This window comes from Nostoc sp. DSM 114159 (assembly GCF_053470285.1).
Map to the genome: position 1 here is coordinate 3812015 of NZ_JBPFEH010000001.1, position 25661 is coordinate 3837675.

General features: G+C 40.8%; 28 protein-coding genes. 18 read left to right on the forward strand and 10 right to left on the reverse strand.

Features of this window, described 5'->3' with window-relative positions; all coding sequences use genetic code 11:
* Positions 1-51: 51 nt before the first annotated feature.
* Positions 52-1497 carry a cysteine--tRNA ligase gene (gene cysS, locus ACR5KR_RS15755; protein WP_448267154.1) on the reverse strand — a complete coding sequence of 482 codons (1446 nt, stop codon included), beginning with the start codon at positions 1495-1497 and terminating at the stop codon, positions 52-54.
* Between the two features lie 137 nt (positions 1498-1634).
* Here cysS and ACR5KR_RS15760 point away from each other — a divergent pair, with 137 nt between their 5' ends.
* The 5 genes from ACR5KR_RS15760 to ACR5KR_RS15780 all read left to right on the forward strand — a co-directional run bounded on the left by ACR5KR_RS15760 (position 1635) and on the right by ACR5KR_RS15780 (position 6507).
* Positions 1635-2759: a CobW family GTP-binding protein gene (locus ACR5KR_RS15760; RefSeq protein ID WP_448267155.1), complete on the forward strand. Its 1125-nt coding sequence runs from the start codon at positions 1635-1637 to the stop codon at positions 2757-2759.
* Between the two features lie 363 nt (positions 2760-3122).
* Entirely contained in the window at positions 3123-3575 is a 453-nt protein-coding gene (gene dtd, locus ACR5KR_RS15765) for a D-aminoacyl-tRNA deacylase (protein ID WP_445631537.1), read from the forward strand.
* A 103-nt stretch (positions 3576-3678) separates the two neighbouring features.
* Positions 3679-4020: a photosystem II reaction center protein Psb28 gene (gene psb28, locus ACR5KR_RS15770; RefSeq protein ID WP_445631536.1), complete on the forward strand. Its 342-nt coding sequence runs from the start codon at positions 3679-3681 to the stop codon at positions 4018-4020.
* A gap of 101 nt (positions 4021-4121) precedes the next feature.
* Positions 4122-4625 carry a MogA/MoaB family molybdenum cofactor biosynthesis protein gene (locus ACR5KR_RS15775; RefSeq protein ID WP_445631535.1) on the forward strand — a complete coding sequence of 168 codons (504 nt, stop codon included), beginning with the start codon at positions 4122-4124 and terminating at the stop codon, positions 4623-4625.
* Positions 4626-4755: 130 nt separating this feature from the next.
* On the forward strand, positions 4756-6507 hold the full coding sequence (locus ACR5KR_RS15780) for a diguanylate cyclase (protein WP_448267156.1): 1752 nt from the start codon (positions 4756-4758) through the stop codon (positions 6505-6507).
* Positions 6508-6701: 194 nt separating this feature from the next.
* Here the strand turns inward: ACR5KR_RS15780 and mraY are convergent, their stop codons facing one another.
* Together mraY and ACR5KR_RS15790 are read right to left on the reverse strand one after the other, a co-directional pair.
* Entirely contained in the window at positions 6702-7805 is a 1104-nt protein-coding gene (gene mraY, locus ACR5KR_RS15785) for a phospho-N-acetylmuramoyl-pentapeptide-transferase (RefSeq protein WP_445631533.1), read from the reverse strand.
* Between the two features lie 79 nt (positions 7806-7884).
* On the reverse strand, positions 7885-8127 hold the full coding sequence (locus ACR5KR_RS15790) for a DUF3134 domain-containing protein (RefSeq protein WP_322711499.1): 243 nt from the start codon (positions 8125-8127) through the stop codon (positions 7885-7887).
* A 244-nt stretch (positions 8128-8371) separates the two neighbouring features.
* Between ACR5KR_RS15790 and ACR5KR_RS15795 the strand changes: the two genes are divergently transcribed.
* From ACR5KR_RS15795 to ACR5KR_RS15815, 5 genes are all read left to right on the forward strand, one after another.
* Entirely contained in the window at positions 8372-8956 is a 585-nt protein-coding gene (locus ACR5KR_RS15795; RefSeq protein ID WP_448267157.1) for a PAP/fibrillin family protein, read from the forward strand.
* Between the two features lie 307 nt (positions 8957-9263).
* On the forward strand, positions 9264-9479 hold the full coding sequence (locus ACR5KR_RS15800; protein WP_094349537.1) for a photosystem I reaction center subunit IV: 216 nt from the start codon (positions 9264-9266) through the stop codon (positions 9477-9479).
* Between the two features lie 251 nt (positions 9480-9730).
* Complete coding sequence (locus tag ACR5KR_RS15805) at positions 9731-10615, forward strand: DNA-formamidopyrimidine glycosylase (protein WP_448267158.1); 885 nt, start codon at positions 9731-9733, stop codon at positions 10613-10615.
* Between the two features lie 110 nt (positions 10616-10725).
* Positions 10726-10941, forward strand: coding sequence for an NAD(P)H-quinone oxidoreductase subunit O (gene ndhO, locus ACR5KR_RS15810; protein ID WP_194042991.1), 216 nt, complete (start codon positions 10726-10728; stop codon positions 10939-10941).
* Positions 10938-11246 carry a hypothetical protein gene (locus ACR5KR_RS15815; RefSeq protein ID WP_448270209.1) on the forward strand — a complete coding sequence of 103 codons (309 nt, stop codon included), beginning with the start codon at positions 10938-10940 and terminating at the stop codon, positions 11244-11246. The genes ndhO and ACR5KR_RS15815 overlap by 4 nt, the downstream gene beginning before the upstream one ends.
* A 105-nt stretch (positions 11247-11351) precedes the next feature.
* On the opposite strand, the gene ACR5KR_RS15820 is transcribed toward ACR5KR_RS15815, so the two are convergent.
* Positions 11352-11744 carry a translation initiation factor gene (locus ACR5KR_RS15820; RefSeq protein ID WP_448267159.1) on the reverse strand — a complete coding sequence of 131 codons (393 nt, stop codon included), beginning with the start codon at positions 11742-11744 and terminating at the stop codon, positions 11352-11354.
* Between the two features lie 90 nt (positions 11745-11834).
* A complete protein-coding gene (locus ACR5KR_RS15825; protein WP_445631529.1) occupies positions 11835-12317 on the reverse strand; it encodes a hypothetical protein in 483 nt (160 codons plus the stop codon).
* 331 nt (positions 12318-12648) lie between these two features.
* Here ACR5KR_RS15825 and ACR5KR_RS15830 point away from each other — a divergent pair, with 331 nt between their 5' ends.
* The 4 genes from ACR5KR_RS15830 (at position 12649) to ACR5KR_RS15845 (ending at position 18198) form a co-directional block, all read left to right on the forward strand.
* A complete protein-coding gene (locus tag ACR5KR_RS15830) occupies positions 12649-13293 on the forward strand; it encodes a hypothetical protein (RefSeq protein WP_448267160.1) in 645 nt (214 codons plus the stop codon).
* Positions 13294-13348: 55 nt separating this feature from the next.
* Positions 13349-15322, forward strand: coding sequence for a P-loop NTPase fold protein (locus ACR5KR_RS15835; RefSeq protein ID WP_448267161.1), 1974 nt, complete (start codon positions 13349-13351; stop codon positions 15320-15322).
* Positions 15323-15324: 2 nt separating this feature from the next.
* Positions 15325-16884, forward strand: coding sequence for a DUF1802 family protein (locus tag ACR5KR_RS15840; protein ID WP_448267162.1), 1560 nt, complete (start codon positions 15325-15327; stop codon positions 16882-16884).
* A 654-nt stretch (positions 16885-17538) separates the two neighbouring features.
* Complete coding sequence (locus ACR5KR_RS15845) at positions 17539-18198, forward strand: Nif11-like leader peptide family natural product precursor (RefSeq protein ID WP_445631524.1); 660 nt, start codon at positions 17539-17541, stop codon at positions 18196-18198.
* A 256-nt stretch (positions 18199-18454) separates the two neighbouring features.
* Here ACR5KR_RS15845 and ACR5KR_RS15850 read toward each other — a convergent pair whose 3' ends face one another.
* From ACR5KR_RS15850 to ACR5KR_RS15860, 3 genes are all read right to left on the reverse strand, one after another.
* On the reverse strand, positions 18455-20041 hold the full coding sequence (locus tag ACR5KR_RS15850) for a glucose-6-phosphate isomerase (protein ID WP_448267163.1): 1587 nt from the start codon (positions 20039-20041) through the stop codon (positions 18455-18457).
* Between the two features lie 272 nt (positions 20042-20313).
* Positions 20314-20571, reverse strand: a complete 258-nt coding sequence (locus tag ACR5KR_RS15855; RefSeq protein ID WP_251959737.1) for a cytotoxic translational repressor of toxin-antitoxin stability system — start codon at positions 20569-20571, stop codon at positions 20314-20316.
* A gap of 61 nt (positions 20572-20632) precedes the next feature.
* Entirely contained in the window at positions 20633-20830 is a 198-nt protein-coding gene (locus ACR5KR_RS15860) for a hypothetical protein (protein ID WP_322715232.1), read from the reverse strand.
* A gap of 303 nt (positions 20831-21133) precedes the next feature.
* On the opposite strand from ACR5KR_RS15860, the gene ACR5KR_RS15865 reads away from it, so the two are divergent.
* The 4 genes from ACR5KR_RS15865 to ACR5KR_RS15880 all read left to right on the forward strand — a co-directional run bounded on the left by ACR5KR_RS15865 (position 21134) and on the right by ACR5KR_RS15880 (position 24373).
* Positions 21134-22267, forward strand: coding sequence for a branched-chain amino acid ABC transporter permease (locus ACR5KR_RS15865; protein ID WP_445631522.1), 1134 nt, complete (start codon positions 21134-21136; stop codon positions 22265-22267).
* Positions 22257-23039 carry an ABC transporter ATP-binding protein gene (locus ACR5KR_RS15870; protein ID WP_445631521.1) on the forward strand — a complete coding sequence of 261 codons (783 nt, stop codon included), beginning with the start codon at positions 22257-22259 and terminating at the stop codon, positions 23037-23039. The genes ACR5KR_RS15865 and ACR5KR_RS15870 overlap by 11 nt, the downstream gene beginning before the upstream one ends.
* A 132-nt stretch (positions 23040-23171) precedes the next feature.
* On the forward strand, positions 23172-23735 hold the full coding sequence (locus tag ACR5KR_RS15875; protein ID WP_448267164.1) for a YfbM family protein: 564 nt from the start codon (positions 23172-23174) through the stop codon (positions 23733-23735).
* Between the two features lie 62 nt (positions 23736-23797).
* Positions 23798-24373, forward strand: a complete 576-nt coding sequence (locus ACR5KR_RS15880; protein WP_448267165.1) for a Uma2 family endonuclease — start codon at positions 23798-23800, stop codon at positions 24371-24373.
* Positions 24374-24461: 88 nt separating this feature from the next.
* Here ACR5KR_RS15880 and ACR5KR_RS15885 read toward each other — a convergent pair whose 3' ends face one another.
* Together ACR5KR_RS15885 and ACR5KR_RS15890 are read right to left on the reverse strand one after the other, a co-directional pair.
* Positions 24462-25052: a Uma2 family endonuclease gene (locus ACR5KR_RS15885; protein WP_445631518.1), complete on the reverse strand. Its 591-nt coding sequence runs from the start codon at positions 25050-25052 to the stop codon at positions 24462-24464.
* 46 nt (positions 25053-25098) lie between these two features.
* Entirely contained in the window at positions 25099-25659 is a 561-nt protein-coding gene (locus ACR5KR_RS15890; protein WP_445631517.1) for a DUF2087 domain-containing protein, read from the reverse strand.
* Between the last annotated feature and the right edge of the window lie 2 nt (positions 25660-25661).

Sequence of the window (25661 nt, forward strand, 5' to 3'; positions counted from 1 at the left end):
AATGGTACAAAGGAGAGGATATTTCCCTCCTACTCCTACTCTCCACTCTCCCTAATTCCGATGCCAGCGCGTGCCATCACGACTATCAATTAGCGTAATACCTTGTGCTTGAAGTTCGTCACGAATGCGATCGCTTTCGGCAAAATTTTTGCCTTTACGTGCTTCTTGCCTTTGCTGAATTTTCGCCTCAATTTCTACATCGCTTAAACCATTAGTTGTTTGAGTTTCGGCTTCTATCTCGGCTTCTAAACCCAAGACTCCAGCTAAAGTGACGAGAGTTTGCCATTGACGCTGTAACTCATCAGGGGAAGTTTCGGTTTTCCCTTCATGCACAAGAATATTTCCCTCACGGCGCAGTTCTTTGGCTAATTCAAACAGCACTGTTAACCCACCAGGAAAATTAAAGTCGTTATTTACGGTTTCTTGAAAGCGTTCAACAGTTTCAGGAAGTAGTGAGGTAGTCTCCACTCCCCATCCTAGTTTTTCACCGTATTGGTGGCCGAAGAGTAAACCTTCTTTAATGGTGTGCCAGCCATTGGTTGCTGCGGCGATCGCTTCGTCGGTAAAATCAATTGGTGTGCGATATTGAGCGGTCAGCACGAACAACCGTACTGCCATCGGGTCAACTCCTCGATCCAGTAAGTCTCTAATAGTGGTAAAGTTGCCCAAAGATTTGGACATTTTTTCACCATCTACCTTCACCATGCCGTTATGCAACCAGTAACGCGCTAAGGGTTTTCCTGTTACAGCCTCAGATTGGGCAATTTCATTTTCGTGGTGAGGAAAAATTAAGTCAGCACCACCAGCATGAATATCGATGGTATCACCCAAGCGATCGCGCACCATTGCCGAGCATTCTATATGCCACCCCGGACGACCTGCACCCCAAGGTGATTCCCAAGCTGGCTCTCCTGGTCTTGCTGCTTTCCACAAAGCAAAATCAAAGGGGTCTTTCTTTTTCTGGTACTCTGGATCTTCTACATTGACGCGCTCGCTTTTCCCAGCTTGCATATCCTCTAACTTGCGTCCAGAAAGCTTGCCATACTCAGCAAACTGCCGTACTGCATAATACACATCGCCTTCAGATGGGTAAGCAAAACCTTTATTTTCCAACTCATGAATTAACCGTTGAATGCCATTCATCGTGTGAGTAGCGCGGGGATACTCATCGGCTTCTTTAATCCCCAACCGCGCCATATCCTCAAAATATGCTTTGATAAAGCGATCGGCTATCATATCCATTGATGAATGTTCAACACAGGCTCGATTAAGAATCTTGTCATCAATATCAGTAAAATTTTGGATATATCGGACTTCATAGCCGATAAACTGGAGGTATCGGCGTACTACGTCCCAAACGATGCAAGCTCTAGCATGACCCAAATGGCAGTAGTCATATACCGTCACGCCGCAGTAATACATCTTAACCTTGCCTGTTTCGACTGTTTCAAACGGTTCTTGACGACGGGTGAGGGTATTGTAAAGGGTTAGGGTCATAACAGAGTAATGCTGAAATAGAGAGATACGTAATAATAAAGTAAAGCAGCTGGGATGACAGTCCAGCATCCCTATGCTAGTGTTTTCTGGACTATCTGCGCTACATTACTATTTTTTGACTATTTGATAACAGCGCTATGCAATCAGCAGTTACACCCGAATCTTCGGCAATGGATACGCCCAAACAAGGAATGCCAGTAACAATTATTACGGGTTTCCTCGGTAGCGGCAAGACGACTTTACTCAATCATATCCTCAACAACCAACAGGGTTTAAAAACCGCTGTTCTAGTGAATGAATTTGGCGAAATTGGCATCGACAACGAGCTAATTGTTTCCACTGGTGAGAACATGGTGGAGCTAAATAATGGTTGTATCTGCTGCACTATTAATAATGATTTGGTAGATGCAGTTTACAAAGTTTTAGAACGCCAAGAAAATCTAGATTATCTAGTAGTGGAAACAACTGGATTGGCAGATCCGCTACCAGTAGCTTTAACATTTCTCGGCACAGAATTGCGAGATTTAACTCGCTTGGATTCAATTATTACCGTGGTAGACGCGGCTAATTACAGCCTAGATTTATTTAACTCGGAAGCAGCATACAGCCAAATTGCTTATGGTGATGTAATTGTGCTGAACAAGGCAGATTTGGTTGATGAAGCCACTTTGAACCAGTTAGAAAGAAAAATTAACGAAGTCAAGGAAGGAGCAAGAATTATCCGCGCGACGCGATCGCAAGTGCCACTTCCTTTAATTTTGAGTGTTGGTCTGTTTGAGTCTGATAAATATTTTGACACAGTGGTGGATGAACACGACCATCACGATCGTCACGACCATGACCATGACCATGACCACTCAACATGCGGTCACGATCATCACGACCATGACCATGACCATGACCATGACCATCACGGTCATCACCATCATTCTCACCATTTAGAAAATGATGGTTTTACTTCCATCTCTTTCCAAAGTGACAAGCCTTTTTCTATTAGGAAGTTTCAGTATTTCTTAGATAATCAGCTACCCTCAAATATCTTCCGAGCCAAGGGGATTATGTGGTTTGATGAAAGCCCGAAGCGTCATATTTTCCACCTTTGTGGTAAACGCTTCACCTTGGATGATGATGAATGGAAAGGCCAACTGAAAAACCAGTTAGTACTGATTGGTCAAAATTTGGATCGTGAGACTTTAATTAGTCAACTCGAAAACTGCATTTGTCTACCTTCAACCTCTCGCGGTAAAGGGTTTGGCAAATAAAAGTTAGAAGTTAGAAACTTACTACTCGTTCCCAGGTGGAACCTGGGAATGTATTCTCAATGGCTCCGCCATCAATTTTAAGTAAAATGAGAGAATAGCGATCGCTTTCTGAATACAGAAAGTTTCAGCAAGAAACTCACAAGTTTTATCGAACATTAAGAATTTTTATCGGGTGGTAGACACTCGTTGTTTTTACAGCAGATTTCAGGGAAATGAGGTACAAAATTTCATAAAAAAGTCATATACCAAGAGACTTGAAACCTTATTCCCCATTCCCTATTCCATGTTCCCTGTTCCCTATTCCCTATTCCCTACTGTATATATTGCTCTAAAATCAAAACGTTGATAAATGTTCTGATTAAAATGCGCGTTGTTATCCAGCGAGTCAAATCATCTCAAGTTACAGTGAATGATGAAATTGTCGGTAAAATTGGGCGGGGGCTAAATTTGCTCGTAGGTATAGCCAATACCGATACTGATGCTGAAATTGACTGGATGGTGCGTAAGTGCTTAGAGTTGCGGCTGTTTCCTGACGAAGGAGGAGACGACCGTTGGCAAAAATCTGTACAAGAAATTGGCGGCGATTTGTTAGTAGTCAGTCAATTTACCCTTTATGGTGACTGTCGCAAAGGTCGCCGTCCTTCTTTTGACCGTTCAGCCGCTCCCCAATCGGCAGAAGATTTGTATAATCGTTTTGTTATCAAGTTAAGAGCTAGCGGGTTGCAGGTAGAAACTGGTAAATTTGGTGCAATGATGCAAGTTATCATTGAAAACGATGGCCCCGTAACTTTGTTACTTGAAAAAGAAGCAATTTAAGTATATACACTAAAAACTGAATCACAGTAGCTTCTAGACCGTGGTGTTCTAATTGATGAGAGAATATTAAATTAACCATCACCAAAGTTTAAATTCATTCATCATGGCGAAAATCCAGTTTTCTAGAGGTCTTGACGAAGAGGTAATTCCAGATGTGCGCTTAACGCGATCGCGTACTGGAGATAGTGGTACAGCGACCTTTATTTTTACGAATCCGAAAATTTTAGATCAAGGTACTACCGAAGATATTACCGGAATGTACTTGATTGACGAAGAAGGCGAGATAATTACCCGTGAAGTTAAAGCTAAATTTATTAACGGGAAACCGGAAGAATTAGAAGCACTTTACATAATGAAATCTGCCCAAGAATGGGATCGCTTTATGCGCTTCATGGAGCGGTATGCTGAAGAAAACGATCTGGGATTGAGTAAAAATGAGGCATAGGGCATAGGGCATAGGGCATCGGGCATCGGGCATTGGTAACTGTCAATGCGTCATTTACCATGCCCAATTATTCATTATTAAAAGTTCATGAGTGACATATAATGCCACAACCCCATCCAGACTCGCCTGGAGTTTTAGTAACTTGTGCTGTGGTTACTGTCAGCGATACACGCACTTTGGAAACAGACAAAAGTGGCCAGCTAATTCAGCAGTTACTCCTTGGTGCTAACCATGCTGTAGGAGCCTACACGATTATCAAAGATGAACCGACACAAATTCAAGAGCAGATAGAAAATCTGGGCAAAAGCGCAAATTTGGATGCTGTAATTTTTAATGGTGGTACAGGTATTGCACCAAGAGATACCACCTATGATGCTATTGAGAAGTTACTAGAGAAAACTTTGCCGGGATTTGGTGAGTTATTTCGTTTTTTAAGTTATCAAGAAATTGGTTCGCGGGCGATCGCTTCTCGCGCTGTTGCTGGTGTTTATCAAGATAAATTAATTTTCTCGCTTCCTGGTTCCAGTAATGCTGTGCGACTGGCGATGGAAAAACTGATTTTACCCGAACTCACTCACCTGGTAAGTCAGGTTTGTAAGGGTTGAAATGAGCAACCTTTCAGAAAGCTACCATAAAATTTAGGTATGAAGCACTGAAATCATCCTTTATCCACTTACACCTTGAGACTACCCAGAATTATAGTGAAACGGATGAAATTTTAATATCAGGTCAGCAATGGAACCTATTTACTGGAATTGCATAATTGCTCATAGCATTACTGCATTTTCATACTTTGGTATCCCCATAATCATAGGGGTTTTCTTTGCCAAAACTAAGGCAACTATCCCTCCTAAGTTTTGGCTAGCCTTTTTCTTATCAGGTGGATTCGTACTATTTTGCGGATTTCATCACCTTCTGACGATCTTCGAGCCACATATGGCAGTGTCCCTGCTGCACTTAGGTGTGCTTGATGTAATGGCATTTATTTCTTTATCTGCTTTACTCTACCTAATGCCAACCGCTTATCAAATTGTAGAGGCGATCGCCAGATATCAAGAAGATACCCGCGAACTGCAACGTAGCCAGCAGATGCAACGGCTATTCCTAGATCAGGGGCCATTTGCAGCATATATCAAAGATGAACAATCTAGAGTGCTTTACTACAACCAGGAAATACAGTCTAGATTTTCTGTAGATTCACAAGAATGGTTGGGAAAAACTGATAGTGAATTCTTGCCAGATCCAGAAGAGGGGCGGCAGGTTATGGAGAACGATCGAGTTGTTTTGAAGACTCTACGTCCTTTGAAGCTAATTGAAGAGGTAAAAGTATCTAGTAACAATCAGCCGTGTTACTGGCTATCGTTTAAGTTTCCGTTTAGTGATTACGCAACGGGTGCTTACCGGATTGGGGGAATCAGTATTGATATTACAGAATCCATAGAAGTACAGCGATCGTTAACTGACTTAAATCGGCAGCTAGAAGAAAAGACACTGAAATTGGAAGCAAAAAAACGAGAACTTATATATCTCTCAGATATGGCGGAGATGCTTTATTCCTGCGAGTCTGAAGATGAGGTGTATCAAGTAGTTGCTTTAACGTGTTCCAAGCTATTTCCGAATATGAGTGGTTCTATTTATATAATTGCTAATTCTAAAAATTATGTTCAGATGAATAGTTTTTGGGGAGGTGAAAGAAGAAGTAAAGAAATATTTTCACTATCCGATTGTTGGGCTTTGCGGAGAGGAAAATTAAATCTTTTATCGCCTCGTAATTCAGGACTAATATGCAGTCACTTAATACAGCCTGTTAGCGGCACACATTTGTGCATTCCATTGTTTGCACAAGGCGAAGTAGTTGGCAGTTTACACCTCGATGCGCTTGAAGAAATCAGTCTAGAAGAGCGACAAACTTCTGAGATTATTGCTAGAACATTAGGCATTGCACTGAATAATCTATCGATCAAACAACGTCTAACCTATGAAAACTTGCGGGATGGGATGACCCAACTATTCAATCAAAGCTATATGGAAACCATAACGGAACAAAGATTAGCTGAAGCGGAACGATCGGGACAACCTCTTAGTATTATTTTTCTTGATATCGATAACTTCAAATCTTACAATTCGCGCTACGGACACGTGACTGCCAACATTGTTCTCCAGGGATTAGCAAAGTTACTGTTAAAATCTATTCGCTCCTTTGACATTGCTTGCAGATGGGGTGGTGAAGAGTTTGTGATTGTCATGCCTAATATGACACTGGAAACGCTCAGAAAGCGAGTAGAACAATTAAGGGTAGATATTGAACAAATGCAATTGAAGGACGGCGATCGGCTCCTCGAAAGCATCACCGCTTCTTTTGGAATAGCTGTATCAGAACCAGGAATTACGGTTAAAGATTTTCTAAATCGGGCAAATCAAGCGATGCTTGAGGCAAAGCGAACAGGAAAGAATCGAGTTAGAGAATATATAAATACCTATAATTGAAGAATAAAGAATTTAGAATACCGCAAGCAGTCAAACAATTTTAGGTTTTAGATTTTAGATTTTCGATTGACTCTATAACTATCCTTTGCGCTTGTGTTGGCATAGAAATCAGAAACTTATAAATTTGCCTATAAAAAAACAACTCCCTGAAGATGTGGGAGTTGTTTTTTATATTCAAGCAGTTTTTAAAACATTTAGAATGGAGCGATCGCTAAACAAATAGTAGCTAATATAGCAGCGATTATATAAAACACTCCAACCACTTGTAATTCTGACCAGCCAGTAAGTTCTAAATGATGGTGTAAAGGTGCCATTTTGAAGAGGCGTTTGCCTTTGCCATCGGGGCCCTTCGTGGCTTTGTAATAAGTTACCTGTGCCATCACCGAAAGGGTTTCTACAAAGAAGATACCACTGAGAATAAACAGACCTACTAAGGTATTTGTTAATAGTGCTACAGCAGCTAAAGCTCCTCCTAGTGCCAGGGAACCAGTATCTCCCATGAAAACGCGGGCTGGGTTGCGATTATGGGCTAAGAAACCTAAACACCCACCACTTAAAGCAGCACAGAAAACCATCAATCCTGGTGCTGTTGGTGCGACTAAAGCACCTAATGCCAAAAGTGCGATCGCTACTGTTCCTGCTGCCAAGCCATCAATACCATCTGTTAAATTAGTCGCATTACTTTCTGCAACTAGCACAAAACCTGCTAAAGGCCAAAATAGAAATCCTAATGGTAGTGTGAAGCTCACCCAAGGCAAAGCAATATTTGTAATATTAGAAGGTTGATTAAACATCAGCCATAGACAAAACATAGCCGCAAAACTCACCTGCAAAGCCAGTTTTGTTTGTGGAGATATACCTTTATTTGATTTCCGGCGCAGAATTTGCCAATCGTCGAGCCAGCCAATCAATCCATAGCTGATGGTCAAAGCCGAAACTGCAAGCACCTCTTTAGAAAAGTTAGACAATATGCAGGCAAGCAACACAGATACAGGTATAAAAAATATACCACCCATTGTGGGAGTGCCTGCCTTTTTGAGATGAGCTTGAGGCCCATCTTCACGAATTATTTGTCCAGTTTTAAGTGCTTGAAGTAAAGGTATTACCCAATAGCCCACCACACCTGAACCCAATGCACACAACAGTAATGGCAGGGTTAACGACATACTTTGCCAAGGTAGCCGATTGGCCATCGAATCCAAGAAAAATGCTGTTGTACCTAACCCTACGGCTAATAAAGAGGCTAGAGCGATTCCAGAAATGTTTAATCCTTGCTCAGGAGATAATTTAGCGTCCACAGAAGTTTACCTTCACTCCACACTTATAAAATTGAATACCATTAACTAGGGATACTACCAATTCCATAGCCTGAAAAGGCTAATTCTCAGCGATTCCTATATCATCATCTTCATCATCATCGAGGTCGTAGCCAATTCCATCTTCTACACCCATTAAGGAGTCTATTCCTTCTTCGTCAGCTTGAAAATCCGGTTCGTGAAGGTCACGCGCGATGATGCGACCGTTGTTTTGTAACCAGTCCAACAAAGAAGATTCTGGCTTTAGGGGGATGACATCGGCTCGCTGGTTACGGGGTTCTTCACGTAATGGAGAGTTCAACATATCGAGTGAGGACAAGAAAAGGTTTACGTAAGTTGACATTTAGAGTCTATCACTTGACACGGATTAATTTAGTTATCTTTTCAACCCTTTAGTTGATAAATCCGCATTCAGATAGAAATTTTTTTATTTAATAAGCATAAGGCTTAAGTCAAGCGATTCTTAGTAATTTTTATGGCTGTACATATATGTCATTAATATCTTGTTTATGCTGATGGAAAGTGAGTGATTTTTGAGGTGACAGGCGATGATGCCAAAAGCGGCTCTTATGGATGCGATCGCACTTACTAATCGCGGTTTACTGGCGACCGAAGAACAGAAACAGGCTATCTTAATCGCGATCGCCTATTTAGAAGACTTTAATCCTACACCCCGTCCGGTGGAAGCTAGTAATTTGCTAGATGGCAATTGGCGATTACTATACACCAATAGCAAGGCTCTTTTAAACTTAGATCGTTTACCTTTATGTAAACTAGGTCAAATCTATCAGTATATCCGGGTAGATACTACCAGTGTTTACAACATAGCTGAGATTTATGGCTTACCTTATTTAGAAGGATTAGTCAGCGTTGCTGCTAAATTTGAGCCAGTTTCAGGTCGGCGTGTCCAAGTAAAATTTGAGCGTTCTATTATCGGCTTACAACGTTTAATAGAATACAATTCTCCGGTAACTTTTATCCAACAAATTGAAGCAGGTAGAAAATTTCCCGGAATTGATATTGCCATAAACAGTGACAAACAGCAAGGCTGGTTAGATATCACTTATATAGATAACGACCTACGGATCGGCAGAGGTAATGAGGGAAGTGTGTTTGTCTTAACTAAAACATAAGCTTTTACAAAATAGCTATTTGCGAATGAAGGTACACTATAACGTTTACCTTGTCAAGTAGGGTTTAATACCTTTTGTAATTTTGGATGTGGTATGGAGTCGGGAGTGAAGAAGGGAATAGGGTACAGGTTACAGGGTACAGATTATTCCCTATCACCTTTCACCTGTAACCTCTCCCCTAATCCAATGCCCGCTCCTCAATTCAGACAAATAACTTAACAAAGACTCTTGCTGCGACCTTGAGGTTGTAGAGTGAAATCAATTAGCCCTCTAGATTGGCGATTGATAACTAAAAGGGAAAATAATCATGGTTCAACGTGGTTCTAAAGTACGTATTCTCCGCCCTGAATCCTACTGGTTTCAGGATCTAGGAACTGTGGCTTCCATCGACCAAAGCGGCATCAAATACCCTGTAATTGTCCGCTTTGAAAAGGTCAATTACTCTGGTATCAATACCAACAACTTTGCCCAGGATGAATTAGTCGAGGTTGAAGCACCAAAGGCTAAAGCACCGAAAAAATAGCAGCAAAGCTACAAGGGGGTTGTTTGATGCGATGATGAAGGGTAGTCTTAAGTCTGAAGTATGAAGTCTGAAAATTTCAGTTCATTCATTCTTTGTCCTAGCCTACCCTAATCTACGAGAGCCGCCCTGCGGGTATTTACGGTTTCTTTTGGGTAGTAATACGAGCCATCTACGGCTATGTAAGTTACTACCCCATCTTTTCTAGCTCGAACCCTCAAATAAATCACAATTGCCTGCTTAACTCAGCTTGAATGCCCGAACTGCCTGAAGTTGAAACAGTCCGAAGGGGTCTAAATCAATTGACCCTCAACCAAGAAATTACGGGAGGAGATGTGTTGCTCGATCGCACCATCGCCTACCCGTTTTCTGTTGGTGAGTTTGTTAATGGAATTAAAAATAATGCGTACCCCGGAGGGGTTGGCGCAGCCATCGCTACTTGGCATCGTCGCGGTAAATATCTCCTCGCCGAACTCTCCTCGTCTTCCGGCTGGCTAGGGGTTCATTTGCGAATGACCGGTCAACTATTATGGCTGGATAGAGATGAACCATTACACAAGCACACGCGGGTTAGATTATTCTTTGGGGATCGACAAGAATTACGCTTTGTTGACCAGCGAACCTTCGGTAAAATATGGTGGGTTCCGCCTGGTGTTGCTGTAGAAAGCATTATCACTGGTTTGGCAAAACTGGCAGCAGATCCATTTTCATCAGAATTTACTGTTGAATATCTAGCAAACAAACTCCAAAACCGTCGCCGTCCGATTAAGACTGCGCTACTAGATCAATCCGTGGTGGCGGGATTAGGTAACATCTATGCTGATGAAGCATTATTTAAGAGTGGAATTTTACCTGAAACCTTGTGTATAGATTTGCAGCTAAAGCAAATTGAACGTTTGCGAACAGCGATAATTCAGGTGTTAGAAACCAGCATTGAGGCTGGTGGTACGACATTTAGTAATTTTTTGAATGTTAAAGGTACTAATGGCAATTATGGTGGTGTAGCCTGGGTTTATAACCGCGCTGGAGAACCCTGTCGAGTTTGTGGTACAGCAATTCAACGGATCAGGTTAGCTGGGCGATCTAGTCATTTTTGCTTTGAGTGTCAAACGCTAGGGGGAGTTAGGAGACGCGATTAATCGCGTCTGTACAAGAGACGCGATTAATCGGGTCTTTACAAGAGTTAAGAATTCTAACTCGGAACTCTTTTAAAATGCAGGTGAAAGACGTTAATTTGAGAGAGGAACTTATGGCAGTTAAAAAAGGAGATATGGTTCGCGCTGTGCGCGAGAAACTAGAAAACAGTCTGGAGGCTAAAGCCAGTGATGCTCGCTTTCCTTCATATTTGTTTGAAACCAAGGGCGAAATTGTCGATATTAAAGGTGATTACGCCTTGATTAAGTTTGGGAAAGTGCCAACACCTAATATTTGGTTACGTGTGGATCAACTCGAAGAGTTTAAATAAGTAAAAAGAATTCAGGAGTCAGAAGTCAGAATTCAGCATTTATTCTGACTCCTGAATTATTGCTGAGAAAAATCGCATCTTATTTATTAAATCAGTCGCGGTTGTTGCCTGTGGCGGCGTATCTGCAAGGTGAATACGGTTTAGAAGATGTTGTAATTGGCGTTCCTTGTCGGTTGGGATGCGGTGGAATTGAGAGTATTTTGGTATTGACGCTGACTGATGAAGAAAGAGAGGGTTTGCATACTTCGGCTCGATCTGTGCGTCAAAATATTGAGCGATCGCAAGAAATCATTCGTAATTCGTAATTTGTATAAATAGCAGCCAAAATAAAAGACAGTAGGTTCTAATCCCACTGCCTTATTTGTTATTCCAAACCTTATGAAAACCAATATCACCAGATTGGTTTTGCGTTAACGGCGGTAATCCTGATCTGCGGGGTCGCCGTAGGGGTCTTCGCTGGCTGGGCGGACATCACCAAACTCCCCTGTGTCTGCGGGGTCGCCGTAAGGGTCTTCGCTAGCTGGGCGAACATTGCCGTAAGACGCAATATCTGCGGGATCGCCATAAGGGTCTTCGCTAGCTGGGCGAACATTGCCGTAAGATGCGATATCTGCGGGGTCGCCGTAAGGGTCTTCACTAGCTGGGCGAACATTGCCGTAAGATGCCGGGTCTGCGGGATCGCCGTAGGGATCTTCGCTAGCTGGACGTACATTGCGATCGCGGAATTCGGCATCTTGATCGGCTTGCTCGCTGTTCGATCCCAAAAGTAAGTCTTTCGCCTTTCGGAAAAATTCATTTACCATAATCTGTCTCCTGATTTAAGTTCGTGTTTCCGACGGGCGCGATCGGCGTTATCCTCCGGGAAACCCGCTTTATACACACGCTTCACCGATCTAGAGTGCTGGAGCTGCGGATGAAGTTATACCAGTTAGATCGCGACCTGTAGCACTCCGGTTATAGCCTTGGAATTCCCGATACTTTTGTGCTTCAGATTCTGGTACTCGAATTCCTTCTGCTGGTGGCGTTACCCAGTGAGCGCGATGTTCAGCATCACGGTAATATACACGTCCGTTCTTGGAAAGATAGTACTTACCTTGCGCTCCATCTTGGGGAGCATTTTTATGTTGGTTATAGAGGTAATAAAGTCCCGCAGCACCCGCCAAAATAGCAACTTTCTGTCCTGTAGACAAGCCCTTTTTCGCTTCGGTTTGGCGATCGCTCACTGTTCTACCGACGGTATCATCAACAGGTGGTGGTACATTAGCTTTTTGGGAACCGCCTCCGCAGCTACTCAGCAAGGGAACCATTAGCAATGCCGAAAGCAGCACTGCAAATAGACGCGAAACTATTTTACGTTCTTTATATATTGTGTTCATTGGATTTCGTTCTCACCTGTATTTGCTAAAAGCCTTGCTGTTGCAAAAACAAAGTTGGAATTCCTGTTATTTCCCTGGGAATTGAAAAAACATATACCACTCAATTTACAACTGCGCAGCTACAGCGTTTCTCTGTTCATAATCGGCGATTTTCTCAAGTATTCCATCCCGCCTTTGAGAGAAACTGCATTCATCCTAAGGAAATATATTGTTGATTCTTTATTAATCTATTTAGCTGAAATATTCAGCAATTTCTCGGTTATTTTTTGTGCATAAATAATTTACAAAGATACAGTTACTATGATGCTTTTTGTCAAAAAGTACACTCAATATGACATCAAAAAATACTAGCACTCGTCTTCTTTTGGCTTTGTGGGATTTGGGAGGAACGCAGCAGGAAGTTAAGAAAAGTCAACTCACTAAGCGAATTGTAGCCAAAAGCCAGAGGGTAGCAGATTATCAGGGCATATTCGAGGAATTACAGAAGCAGGGTGCGATCGCAATTTCCAAAAAGGGATACTCTCTGACATCTGGCAAAGGTTTAGAGGTATTGGGTGAGGGTTTGAGGAGTGGCAAGTTTAAGTTTGAAGGGACGATTGTCGGAACTTGGGCGGCGAATGCGTTGGTGAAATGGATTAGTCAGATTGATGTTGCGGTAGTTGGTGCAGATGTACCAGTTAATCGGAAGGGTGCGATCGCTTCTTATGACGAGTTTAAATCTGTGGCGTTGGAAGTCTACGACAAGTTGAACCGAAACTACAACCTAGACGATCTGGTGCCAATTTATCGCATCAGGAGAGAAATAGGCGATCAGGTCAGTCGTACAGAATTCAGTGAGTGGCTACTGGAAATGCAAGCTGATGATATTTTTCAGCTGATGACTGGAGAGATACAAGACTTTAATTCTGATAAACGTGACGACTCAATCACCATACCTGGAGTAGGATTGCGCTCTTACGCCAAGCGCTTGAATTAATCAGATTCTTACTAAACCATTCCCTGTGTACTAACTCACAACTTACAGAATCACTATGACGAATAACCCTACGTCTCCCATAGAAGCTGTCAATGCTGCTATTCAAAGCCATAATCCATTTATCAATGCTGGCATTGTCAAAGAACAGGATATTTGGAAAAAAAAATCGCCAGATGTATCTACCTTAAATGCCCATGCTTCTGATGCAGTTTTTCGAGCAATTGAATTAGTGCGAACAAGTCAATCTAGTCAAGACAAGGTGACTTCAATTGCTATAACTGCACAGCAGGGAGTTGGTAAAACCCACCTCCTTAGCCGTATTCGTCATCATCTCGAAAAAGAAGGTGGCGCTTTATTCGTCTATGCGGGCGGTAATAACTATACAGATTTAAATCTGGTTAAGTACCAATTCCAGCAAACCTTGGCAGATAGTTTAAGCAAAACTGGTAGTCAGTGGGTTATGCAGTGGCAAGAAGTAGCAGCAGCCATAGCAAACGAAGGTAGAAGTGAAAATTCTCCCACTCCAGCAGAGTTAGTCAAAAGATTTGATCAAGCCTATGCAAATAGTTTGGCCCAAAATAAAAACTTAATGAATGCTCTGCAAAAACAAGTTCTTAAAAACAAACCTAATGCAGACCTCTATATTCTTTGGGCTATTTTGTGGACGCTTTCAGAAACTCAATTACCTTTTGCAATTAAATGGTTATCTGGTGAAGAATTAGCTGAGTTTAATGCTGAGGAGTTAGGATTACCAAATCCTAGCAAAACAAATCAAGATAGAGAAGCTGAAGCTCTTAAAAATATTCAGCAAATTTTAAACTTGGTTAGTTACCATAACCCAGTTGTCATTTGTTTTGACGAAATAGATGTTAAAAACAATTCTACTGATGATGGATTGCCAACAGAAAGCGTCATTGCTAATTTAGTCAAAATTCTTCATGATACTCTCGAAAATTGTGAACTTAGTCAAGGGATTGTTATTCTGACAGTAATGTTGCCAGAAACATGGAGAGACAAGGTAAACTCAATGTCAGGTGGTACACCTGATAGAATTTCAAAGTACACACAAAGAAAACCTATAGAATTAAAATACATTAGTGGTGATTCTATAGTTGAATTAGTTACTGTTTGGTTGCAAGAGTATTACATCTCAAAAAAATTAATTCCTCCTTATCCACTCTATCCATTTGAAGAAAGTAAGCTGAAGGAATATGGCAAAGTAAGTAAACCAAGCGTAAGGGAAGCTTTGCGATGGTGTGCAGACAATTTTAAAATTTATGAAGAACCTCTTCCATCTGATCCATTTGAGAGGTTTGAACTGGCATTTCAAAAGGAATGCGAGTCAGATATTGGAGATTATATAGAGGATAGTTCCTTAATTGCTGAAGCTCTGTACTTCGGCTTTGATACTTTGAAAGGTCAGACTTTAGAAGGAGTTTTGATTGAAGAGATTACAAGCGATATCCAACATAAATCACAGAATAAACCTAGATCACAGGATAAAATTTTTATAAACTTCAAAATTATTGGTAGTGAAAATGCGAAACCAGTAAAAATAGGGGTTTCTGTAATACAGTACTCTCAGTTTACATTAACAGCTGCTTTAAAACGCTTGATTGACTATGAAACATTTGAACTTACTCGTGGTTGTTTGCTTCGTTCACAATCCAAGATAGAACAAATGAAGAAAAATTCAGAAGCATATAAACTGCTGAACGAACTTATATCAGAAAAAGGTGGTGAACATATCGATTTGATAAAAGAGCAAATTCGTCCAATTATAGGACTTTTAGCTGTCTATCAAAAGCGGTTACATTATCAATTAACAGAAGATCATATTTTTGATGTTATCAGTAAGAATAAGATAACGTTTGATAATGTTTTGCTTAGAGAAATTTTAAGTAATCCATCTGGAAATATACCTACCGTTGATGATGAAGAAGATATCCAACTAATAGATAATTTCCTCAATTATTCAAATATGGGTGAAATAGATGACTCAGATGAATTGAACGAGTTATTTAGTTAAACATGAGTGAATTAATTTTAATTTATAATGCCTTGTGTTTACCTGCTGCCGATATTGAAGCTTTAATACAAGGTCGAATCATTGTGGCAATGCCTCGTAAATTGCTTAACAATGGGCAAAGATTTGCTCTTTACCCCCTTGATTATTCAACAAATCAGCTTTCAATCAAGCAATACTACCACCCAAATTTTTTACCTATTGCCCAAAGTGCTTTGACACAGTTAAATAGCAAAGGTATTTTGTTACAACCTAAGCAAATAAGGTTGCTTCAAAATCAAGAACAGTTACAATTACCCCTTTTACCTCATAAGACAGTTTCAATTAAAGCTTGGGCTAAATGTGAAGGTTGCCAAATACTTGATAAAACTAAAAATTTAGATATTTTGTCTCAGCTAACAATATGGAAACCAGAAGCATTTGAGGCAATATTACAGAAACAACCGCATATTTTTTTGGCTTACTTACGTGTTTATAATTTGCCTGAGTTCTGTGAAGTTGCAGCTAATCCAAATATTGAAGAAAAACTAGGTAAATTTGTGGGTTTACCTAATATTGGTGCTTCTGACGCAATACCAGTATTAAACGATCGCACCTTCGCCCAACGCAAGCATCAACTAGAAAAGCTAGAACCTCCACTCCACCCTAAATTGGAAGAATTGCAGAGTGCGATCGCATCCCTAACCATTAGCCAACCAGCCGCCAAACAATTAGACGACGATATCAAAGTATTTTTGGGTTGGAGTAGTGACAAGCTAATTAAACAACCCAATGCAAATTTAGCTTGGATAAATGATATTGCAAAATTGGGCGATCGCAGTATCGAACAAGATGAGAAAAAAAGCAACTACCAAGCTGGTACAGATTTTGAAAACATCGCACGTCAAAGCCTGGAGTTTTTAGGCTTCAAAGTTGAAAGTGCTTTCAAAGGTGGCGCTGGAGGCTTAGATTTATATTGTTCAAAACCTTACGCTATTGTTTGTGAGTGTAAAGCGGGTAAGCTTATTCCGAGTCGTACTGTTGAGGAATTACTCAAACTTGGTGGAATGCACTTAGGTAAAACTCAAGTATTAACTTCAGCTAAGTTAGTAATTGGCCCTGGTAATCCATCGACAGATACACTAAAAGCTGCTAAAGAATGGGAAGTAAGTATTATAAATGCTATGACTTTACAAAAACTCGTTGAATTAAAAGCAAAATATCCAGGTGCTATTAACTTAGTCGAATTACAGCAATATCTAGAACCTGGGCAAATTGACTATAAAATTGATGAATATATTGATAAAGCTGAGAGAGAGATTAAATTGCGATCGCAGATCATCACAGCAGCCAAAGAACTCTCTGAACAAGACAACGAAACTTCAAAAGCTACACATCCAAGTTTCACAGTTACAGAAATTCGTGTTCATTACAATGCTACTCATAATCCCCGCCTAAATGATGAAGTTGTTCACGATTTACTGATAGAACTTTCCTCACCTTTAACAGGTTACTTGGGGCGAATTAAAGGTAGTAGTGGGAATAGCGATCGCTTTTACTTTCTCCGCGATTTACTTATTAACTAAAAATAGTACAATATATCTCTTTTCTTCCCTCTAAGTTCTCTGCGTCTTCTCTACGAGACGCTCTTGCTAGCTTGCTTCTCCGTAGGAGTAGGCGATTCGTTTAAAAATAACTGAAGTTTGAGCGATCGCGATTCTATTTATCTCAAAGTTAATATACACAGCCTGATAATTCAATAATCCCATTTTTTAATGCTGCCTTAACTTTATTTTAGAGGAAGACAAAGGCGAACGCTTGATTTATCTATGTAATTATACCTGTACATAAATTTAAAATATACTTAATCTTTTTTCTACAAGATGCTATACTTAGCTTTCTTCCCCGTAGGAATATCTGATTCGCTTCAAAATAACTAAAGTACAGATTGCTTTACAATTAATTGCTTCATGAATAATTAATACTATCTCTTGACTTAATTTTATTTTATGAGAAGCAATAAAAATCTTAGTTGCAGACCGCCCCAAGGCATCGTAATCTTTCATGTTTCCCTCAGTAAATATTATTTATGGTGACAAACTTTACAATAAGTTCATACTTAACCACTGTGTAATTTCATTTACAGATTTAGTACTGTCGAAGAAACACATTATACTTACTACACTGGTGTTCATTAATCATAAACCTCTACCAAGTTTACAACTTAGGCAAGATGACCCATGTATTATCAAATTTGGAATTTCTTTCTTAAAGAAGATAAATACATCTATTGGAAAGAAAAAATAAAAGTTAACAAAAACTTTGACAAAGTGACATGGCAAAAGATTATTGATTTCTTGTCACTAGTAGAGCAAACTTTCCAGTTGAAAAGTCAACTAGCAGAAACCGATAGCCTTGAGCCATTTCTCAAATTAGCAAGAGAAAACGGTTATAATTTGACCGCAGAAGAACTTGGCTGGTTTCTAGTTACGAGAAGACAGATTTGGGATCTTTTCGATGTTGCCCAAAAAACGCCATCTCTCAAAGAAGAATTACTAATAGCTAAAGATCCGCAGCAATTCGTCGATATTGCTGCCGAAAATGGCTATTACTTTTCTGCTGATGAGTTAGCTTGGCTGCTAATTGACATCAAATCATCATCAGATTTAGTATCTATTAACAACAGCGTTGGAGAAATTCTCACAGTATCAAGCTACGGCAGAATTGAAACAGGATACTGGATTTGGCTAGCAGAACATTGGGGAATCGTGCCACCATTTTGTCATCGGGATAAACCCAGCACTTTCTTATGTCAAAATCTCAACAATCCTTTTTTACCCGATCGCTGTTTTTTACCCAAGAGTTACTTTAATCAACGCCTGATGGCAATTCATAATTAAAATAATTCGTAATTAGGCAAAGGAAGAGAAGAAAGCAACACTTAGACGAAACGGTATTGAGTGATAAAACTTAATTACGAATTACGAACTTGTACTGAGCGTAGCCGTTGGCGCAGCCTCTCGTAGAGAAGTATTACGAATTATACGGTGAAGCATCCTAGACAGAAGATATATCTTCTATTTAGGATGCTTCACAATAAAAAATTGTTGTCTCAACAACAATTCTAGACAAAATCTAAGATTTAGATTAGAGTTATCAGCTAGCAGAAACGGTCAAACTACCGGGTTTCTGAAGATTGCCTTGTAAAACTACACCCCGCTGATTGGCATGGATGTGACGCAAAATCTTGTAAATTGCTTCAACTTGGTCTGATGCGCCTGCTTTCTCGGCGAGTTCGTCAAGAGTAAGGGGAGTTTTTTCTTTTTGTAGCACTGCTATCACTCGTGTTTGTAAATCAAGAATGGAAGCAGCAGCTTTTTTGCCAGCTTCTACGCCTGGTTGATGATAGGCGTTGACGTTGACCAAACTACCATATAAACCAACAGCACGCTCATACAAAGCAATTAATGCCCCTACAATTCGAGGATTAACTTGGGGAATCGTGACTGTAATCGAATCGCGGTGATTTTCATAAAGCGCTTGTCGGGTTCCTTGGAGAAAACCGGAAAGATAATCGCCTGATGTAACTCCTGGATCTATTTCAGTGGATGGGCCTTGACGATCTTCCAACACTTCGATGAAGGTAGCAAAGAAATTCGCTACACCCTCGCGTAACTGCTGGACATAAGCGTGTTGATCTGTTGAGCCTTTGTTGCCGTAAACGGCAATACCTTGATGAACAACGTTGCCATCTAAGTCTTTTTCCTTACCCAAGGATTCCATCACCAGCTGTTGCAAATAGCGACTGAATAAAAATAAGCTGTCCTTGTAAGGTAGAACAACCATATCTTTTTCGCCTTTTCCGTTACCTGCAAAGTACCAAGACAAAGCAAGCAAGGCTGCTGGGTTATTTTTTATATCTGGGACGCGGGTAGCATCATCCATCTCTTTGGCGCCATCTAGCATAGCGCGAACATCAATGCCTTGTAATGCTGCTGGTACTAGCCCCACAGCAGACATTTCTGAGGTGCGTCCTCCTACCCAGTCATACATCGGAAATCTGGCCAGCCAGCCTTCTTCTTTGGCCAGCTTATCGAGGTTGCTATCAACGCTGGTAATTGCTACCGCATACTGGGCAAACTCCAAATTGTGTCCGGCGTAAGCTTTTTTAACTTCAATCATGCCGTTACGGGGTTCTGGTGTTCCCCCAGATTTGGAGATTACCAATACCAAAGTGCTGGCGAGGCTATTCCGTAGATGATTGAGAACGCGATCGATACCTGCGGGATCGTTGTTATCGATAAAATGAATTTTCAGGGGCGGAAAATCAGGAGCGAGAGCTTCTGCGACGAATTGGGGGCCGAGAGCGGAACCACCAATGCCGATGGAGATAATATCCGTGAAGCGGCTTGCTCTAGGAGGATGAATAGCACCTGTTTGGACTTTTTCCGCAAAGGCTTCGATTTGTTCTAGAGTTTGAACTATTTCTTGTGTAAGTTCTGGAGCTGGCGCTAAATCAGGATTTCGCAGCCAGTAATGTCCAACCATGCGGTTCTCGTCAGGATTTGCAATCGCACCCTTCTCTAGTTGAGCCATATCTGCAAACGCCTTGTCAAACTTCGGCCGCAACGAATCCACAAAGGCATCATCGAACCGCATCCGACTTATGTCTAAGTACAGTCCCAATCCCTCGTGGAAATACAACCAGTTTTGGTATCGTTGCCAAAGTGCCCTAGCATCCATAGGGAAATCTCAAATAAAGTGTTTTTCAAAAACCAGTTTAATGTAAGGTTATAGCGATCCCTGCCTAGCCTTATACAGTTTACAGTTTTAAGTGTTCCCTTGACCGTGCCAATTTTAGATTTTAGATTTTAGATTTTAGATTAAAAATTATTTCGGTTGATGCCCCGCACTTCTTTACCAGACGCTACCGCGAATGTGCCAAGAAAGCGAATGTGGGTGGAACAAATCCAAAATCCGCAATTCCAAAATCCAAAATTGATTGACTTTTGACTTTAAACATCTGGCATAGGGATGACACGCAGAAATTTCACAATTTCACCCCTAATTTCTATACCAATCAGATAATTGTCTAGGGTGAAGCGGTGAAAAATGCCTTCACTATCAAGCTGTCGCAGTTCTTTTAGATCGCTCAACTGCCACTTTTGGGCTAATTCAATAAAAACAAAATCATGCACCCGCTCGTAGGCGGCAGGTTCTAAATTCTTCAGGTCTAGCAAAAAAGACCTGGCATAGCGCATTTCCAGACTCACTGGGCGTTACCTTCACCAAAACTTGAGGGGCCACTGGCACTAGCTCAAAAGCGCTGCTGAATTAAAAAAACATCAACAGTCTTACAGCTTCTTCATGGGTTAAGATATCCCACGGTTGCTGCGATCGCTTGACTTTTTGTATCGCTTTGAGCATATAAAAGTCATAATATAATGCTTCAAGAACATTCCAAATGTCTTGCAAATCGTCATCGCCTAATTGCTCGATTAAGTGATGCATTCTAAGTCGCAGTAAATTCATACGTTAATTATTCCCTACCACCAAACACCAACAATAAATAGTATTCCCATAAAATTAGCTCCGCTCAAGCTACGCTAAAATTTATTCGCCCGGCGCGGGGGGCAGAGGAGCAGAGGGGCAGGGAGCAGGGGGGCAGGGAGCAGGGAGCAGGGAGCAGGGGAGAATAATAAATAACTATTGACCAATGACAAATGACAAATACTTCTCTACGAGAGGCTGCGCCAACGGCTTCGCTCAGTACAAGTGACAAATGACAAATGACAAATGACAAATGACAAATGACCAATTCCCAAATAATTTAATATGGTTGACTATCTAATTTTCTTAGCAATTTCTACGGCGCTTTTTGCTCTATTCGCACTAGGACTGAATTTACAGTGGGGCTTTACGGGATTAATTAACTTTGGTCATATTGCTTTCATGACTCTGGGAGCATATACAACGGTATTGTTAAGCTTAAAGGGTGTACCCTTACTTGTATCAGCACTGGCTGGGGCAATTGTCGCTGCTTTGTTGGGTTTGATAATTGGTTTTGTAACTCTCCGCTTACGAGAAGATTATCTAGGAATTGTCACCATTGGTACGGGCGAATTAATTCGTTTGGTGGTGAATAATCAGGAATTACCTGTGGGTGACACCTGGATTTCTGGGGCGTTTGGTGTACAAAGTTACCCCATACCCCTATCCACAGAGCCAAGTTTGTTTGTCAGATTAATCATGATTGGGCTTTTAACCCTGCTGGCTGCTGTAACTTTCTTTACTTTGTGGCAATGGATTCGCACCACTCAAATATCTCGGACTACTGATTTAGGCAAAAGGACGACTAGCAAACAAGAATTTATATCCCGCTTGGGTGTGGGAATTGTGTTAGCAATTTTGGCGGTAGCGATTTATATTTCTGGGGCGATTGGACTGTATAATTACAACCCAAAAGCGGGTTTAATGCTGGTGTTGCTGTTGGTTTTAGCATTTGTATACTGGCGGTTAGAAATTTTGGTGCGATCGCCTTGGGGTAGAATTCTCAAAGCCATCCGCGAAGATGAAGAAATTCCTAAAGCGCTGGGAAAAAATGTTTTTTGGTATAAATTACAATCTCTGATGTTAGGCGGTGCGATCGCAGGTATCGCTGGTGCTTTCTTCGCTTGGCAACTGGGCGCTATCTACCCTGATAATTTTCAACCGCAGATCACCTTTGACACTTGGATTATGGTGATTTTAGGCGGTTCTGGGAATAATGTTGGCACAATCTTAGGTGCAGTAATTTTCTTTGCTTACGATGCCCTGACGCGAGAAGTCTTACCCAGAATCGTTTCCCTTGATGAAGCACGTTTGGGCGCATTTCGCATCATGGTAATCGGATTAATTTTGATGGTACTGATGATTTGGCGTCCTCAAGGTATCTTAGGGAAAAAAGAGGAACTCACCCTTGGTAAATAACTATTCATCTCCACTTCCCCTTTTGGCAGCCAGTGGACTTTCTAAAAGCTTTGGTGGTGTCAAAGCAGTTAATGAGGCCAGAATCGAAGTTGCTAAAGGCAGCATTACGGGCTTGATTGGCCCCAATGGCGCTGGTAAAACTACTTTATTTAACTTACTCTCAAACTTCATCCGCCCTGATAAGGGACGAGTCATTTTTGACGGCGAACCGATTCACAACTTGCAACCATATCAAATTGCCCAGCAGGGAGTAATCCGTACCTTTCAGGTTGCACGAACTCTCTCGCGGTTATCGGTGTTAGAAAATATGCTGCTGGCGGCGCAAAAACAAACGGGTGAAAATTTTTGGCAGGTGCAGTTGCAACCGCACATCGTAGCTAAGGAAGAAAAGCAACTGCAAGAGCGGGCAATGTTCCTGTTAGAATCAGTAGGCTTGGCAAAAAAAGCACACGATTACGCTGGTGGCTTGTCTGGTGGACAACGCAAGCTGCTAGAAATGGGACGGGCGCTGATGACTAATCCCAAGTTGATTTTGTTGGATGAACCGGCGGCTGGGGTGAATCCGAAACTGATTGATGATATTTGCGATCGCATTATTACTTGGAACCGCCAAGATGGGATGACGTTTCTGATTATTGAACACAATATGGATGTGGTTATGTCCTTGTGCGATCGCGTTTGGGTACTTGCCGAAGGACAGAATTTGGCTGACGGGACACCCGCAGAAATTCAAACTAATCCCAAAGTTCTAGAAGCTTATTTGGGAAAATAGAATGTGATTAGCTTTCTGTTTATGCAATGTATTTAGTGATTTGACTTTGGACAAATAAAAGTACATAAATACTGTGACTTGTCCAAAGTTCAAGTTAACACTATTAATGGTGTTTAGATTAGAGTAAATATTATGGGTATTACAGCTAGCTATAAACGCATTACGCCACAAAAGTTTGCAGAAATTCAGAATGATACTGAAGCAGCAGCATCTTTTTTTAATCCTGATTTAGATAATTTAGTTTTTGATTTTAGTAATCCACAGGCAATGATTGCCCAATTACAAGAGCAACGAAGCGATGAACATTACTTCAGCCTTGAAGATTGGCACGCACTACATTTTCTTCTCACTGGAGAGTCAAGTTTGGAAGGTGATACCCAAGCATTACCGCCTCTTTGTAATGTAGTCATGGGAGGTACGCCGACACAGTTTGAAGCGGGTTACGGATTTGTACGCTATCTCACACTTGAAGAGGTTCGAGATGTTGCCAATGCTTTAAGTCAAATTTCTGTTGAAGAATTGAAGAGGCGATTTAATTCTACTGTATTTAATGAAGCGGAAATTTACCCAAATCCTAGCCCTGGAGGATGGGAAGAAGAGGAGATAGAGCCATTGTTTGAACTATATCCAAAATTGGTAGAGTTTTTTCAGAATGCTGCAAAAGAAGGTGATATTGTTTTGCTCTCATCTAATTAATTTTTTTGCAAATTTGGCTCTTGTTAAAATCGAGTTGTATATCTCAGTGGAAAAAGCTTTTTATGTCAATGATGACAGTCAAAGATTTAGAGCAAGTTCAAACCGCTTTTACCGAAGCAGGTTTAGATTACCAGCTGGAACTCGAAAATGGGAAAATTTCAGTCATGGGCCCGTCAGATATTGTATCCAGCGAAATCAGTAGTCGTCTCATCGCCTTTCTCTTTGCTTGGATAAATCCTCGTCGCTGGGGAAGAGTCTTTGATTCTGCTGGCGGTTTTATCATGCCAGATACAAACCTCAAAGCACCCGATGTTTCCTTTGTTCGTGCTTCCCGACTTCTCCAAAGTCCTCGTTACTTTGGAGAACTTGTCCCTGACTTGGTGGTAGAAATTAAATCTCAGAGCGATAAAATTAAACTTATAGTAGCCAAGATTTTAAAATTTATAGAACTAGGAGCGATCGTCGGTATTTTAATTGACCCTGATGAAGAGACAGTTACAATTTATCGCTCTACAGGTGAACCGACAGTTTTAGAAAATGGCGAAATTTTAACTATACCAGAACTTTTTCCCGGTTGGGAATTACCCATTACTGAATTGTGGCCTCCTATCTTTACCGAGGAAGAAATACAAATTTAGTGAAGGATTTTGGTAGCTACTCCCTAAACAATTCCAAGTTAATTTTGTTGGATAAATCAGCATCCGGGGTGAATCAAAGCTTTATTTTTTAATCTTCGTTATTTTCTGCAAAATTGACTTGCTCATAAAGGTCGCGCAATTCAATTTGAAAATCAACTGTTTGCAGCGATAAAATTGCAGATTCATGTTCAAGTTCAGTAAATAACCATTGACTTTCCGCAGTTTTTACATATTGCATCACATGATATTGATATTGGTCAATTAAAATATATTCCTTGAATTCGGGAATAGAGCGATAATAAAGAAACTTATCGCCTTGGTCATAATTTTTAGTCGATTTAGATAAAACTTCAGCAATTAACATCGGGTTCATAACCGTTGTTGTGCTGGTTCCTGTATAAATAGGTTGTCCTTCAATCACCATCACATCAGGATATGTATGCTGCCGATAACGGGGTATCCATAAACGCACATCACCAATATAAACATCATAATTATTGCCTCTCAACCCAAACTTCAAATAAGCATAAAAGTTGCCTGCAATTTTATTATGATTTGTAGTGCCACCCGTCATTGGTACAATTTCTCCATCACGGTATTCGCTTTTGTATTCTGCCTTTTCTTCAATTTCTAAATACTCTTCAGGTGTGTAATATAATTTTTGTGTTTCTAATTGCATAAATATACGACCTATGATTATGGGGTTGCTTATTCATCTTTCATATCTACGTTATACGCCAATAAATCCCATTTTCTCGCTGCATTAACTGGCAAGCAATCAACTCTCGTCGCAGGGTGGCGCAGTCGATATGGTAGCGTTTGAGAATATCATTTACCAGGCGTTCAGGGTAGTTGACTCCTATATCAAACTGGTTTGCTAACCATTTGAGAATTACTAAGCGCTTTTTCCGACTAGCAGGAATTTCTTTGAGGCGATTACCCTCGAAATAGTTTTTCAACACTTTGCTTTCCCAAGCTTCAGTATCCACATCCTCAATCAAGGATGCTATCTTCTCAGGTGTGAAAATTTCCTTGCTAATGCTTTGCAAAGCCTCACTATCTAATTGATATAGACGGCTATTACCTTCAGGACGCATTGTCACCAAATTTAGCTCTTTAAGTTTCGCTAAATGATGGGATACCGTCGGTTCCTTAAGTTGCAGTAGCGCCGCCAATTCTTCAACGCTGCACTCCTGATTCGCCAAAATACCTACAATCTTCAATCGGCTATCATCCGCTAATGCCTTGAAAAAGCGCAGTAAGATATTAAATTGCTCTGGTTGCATAA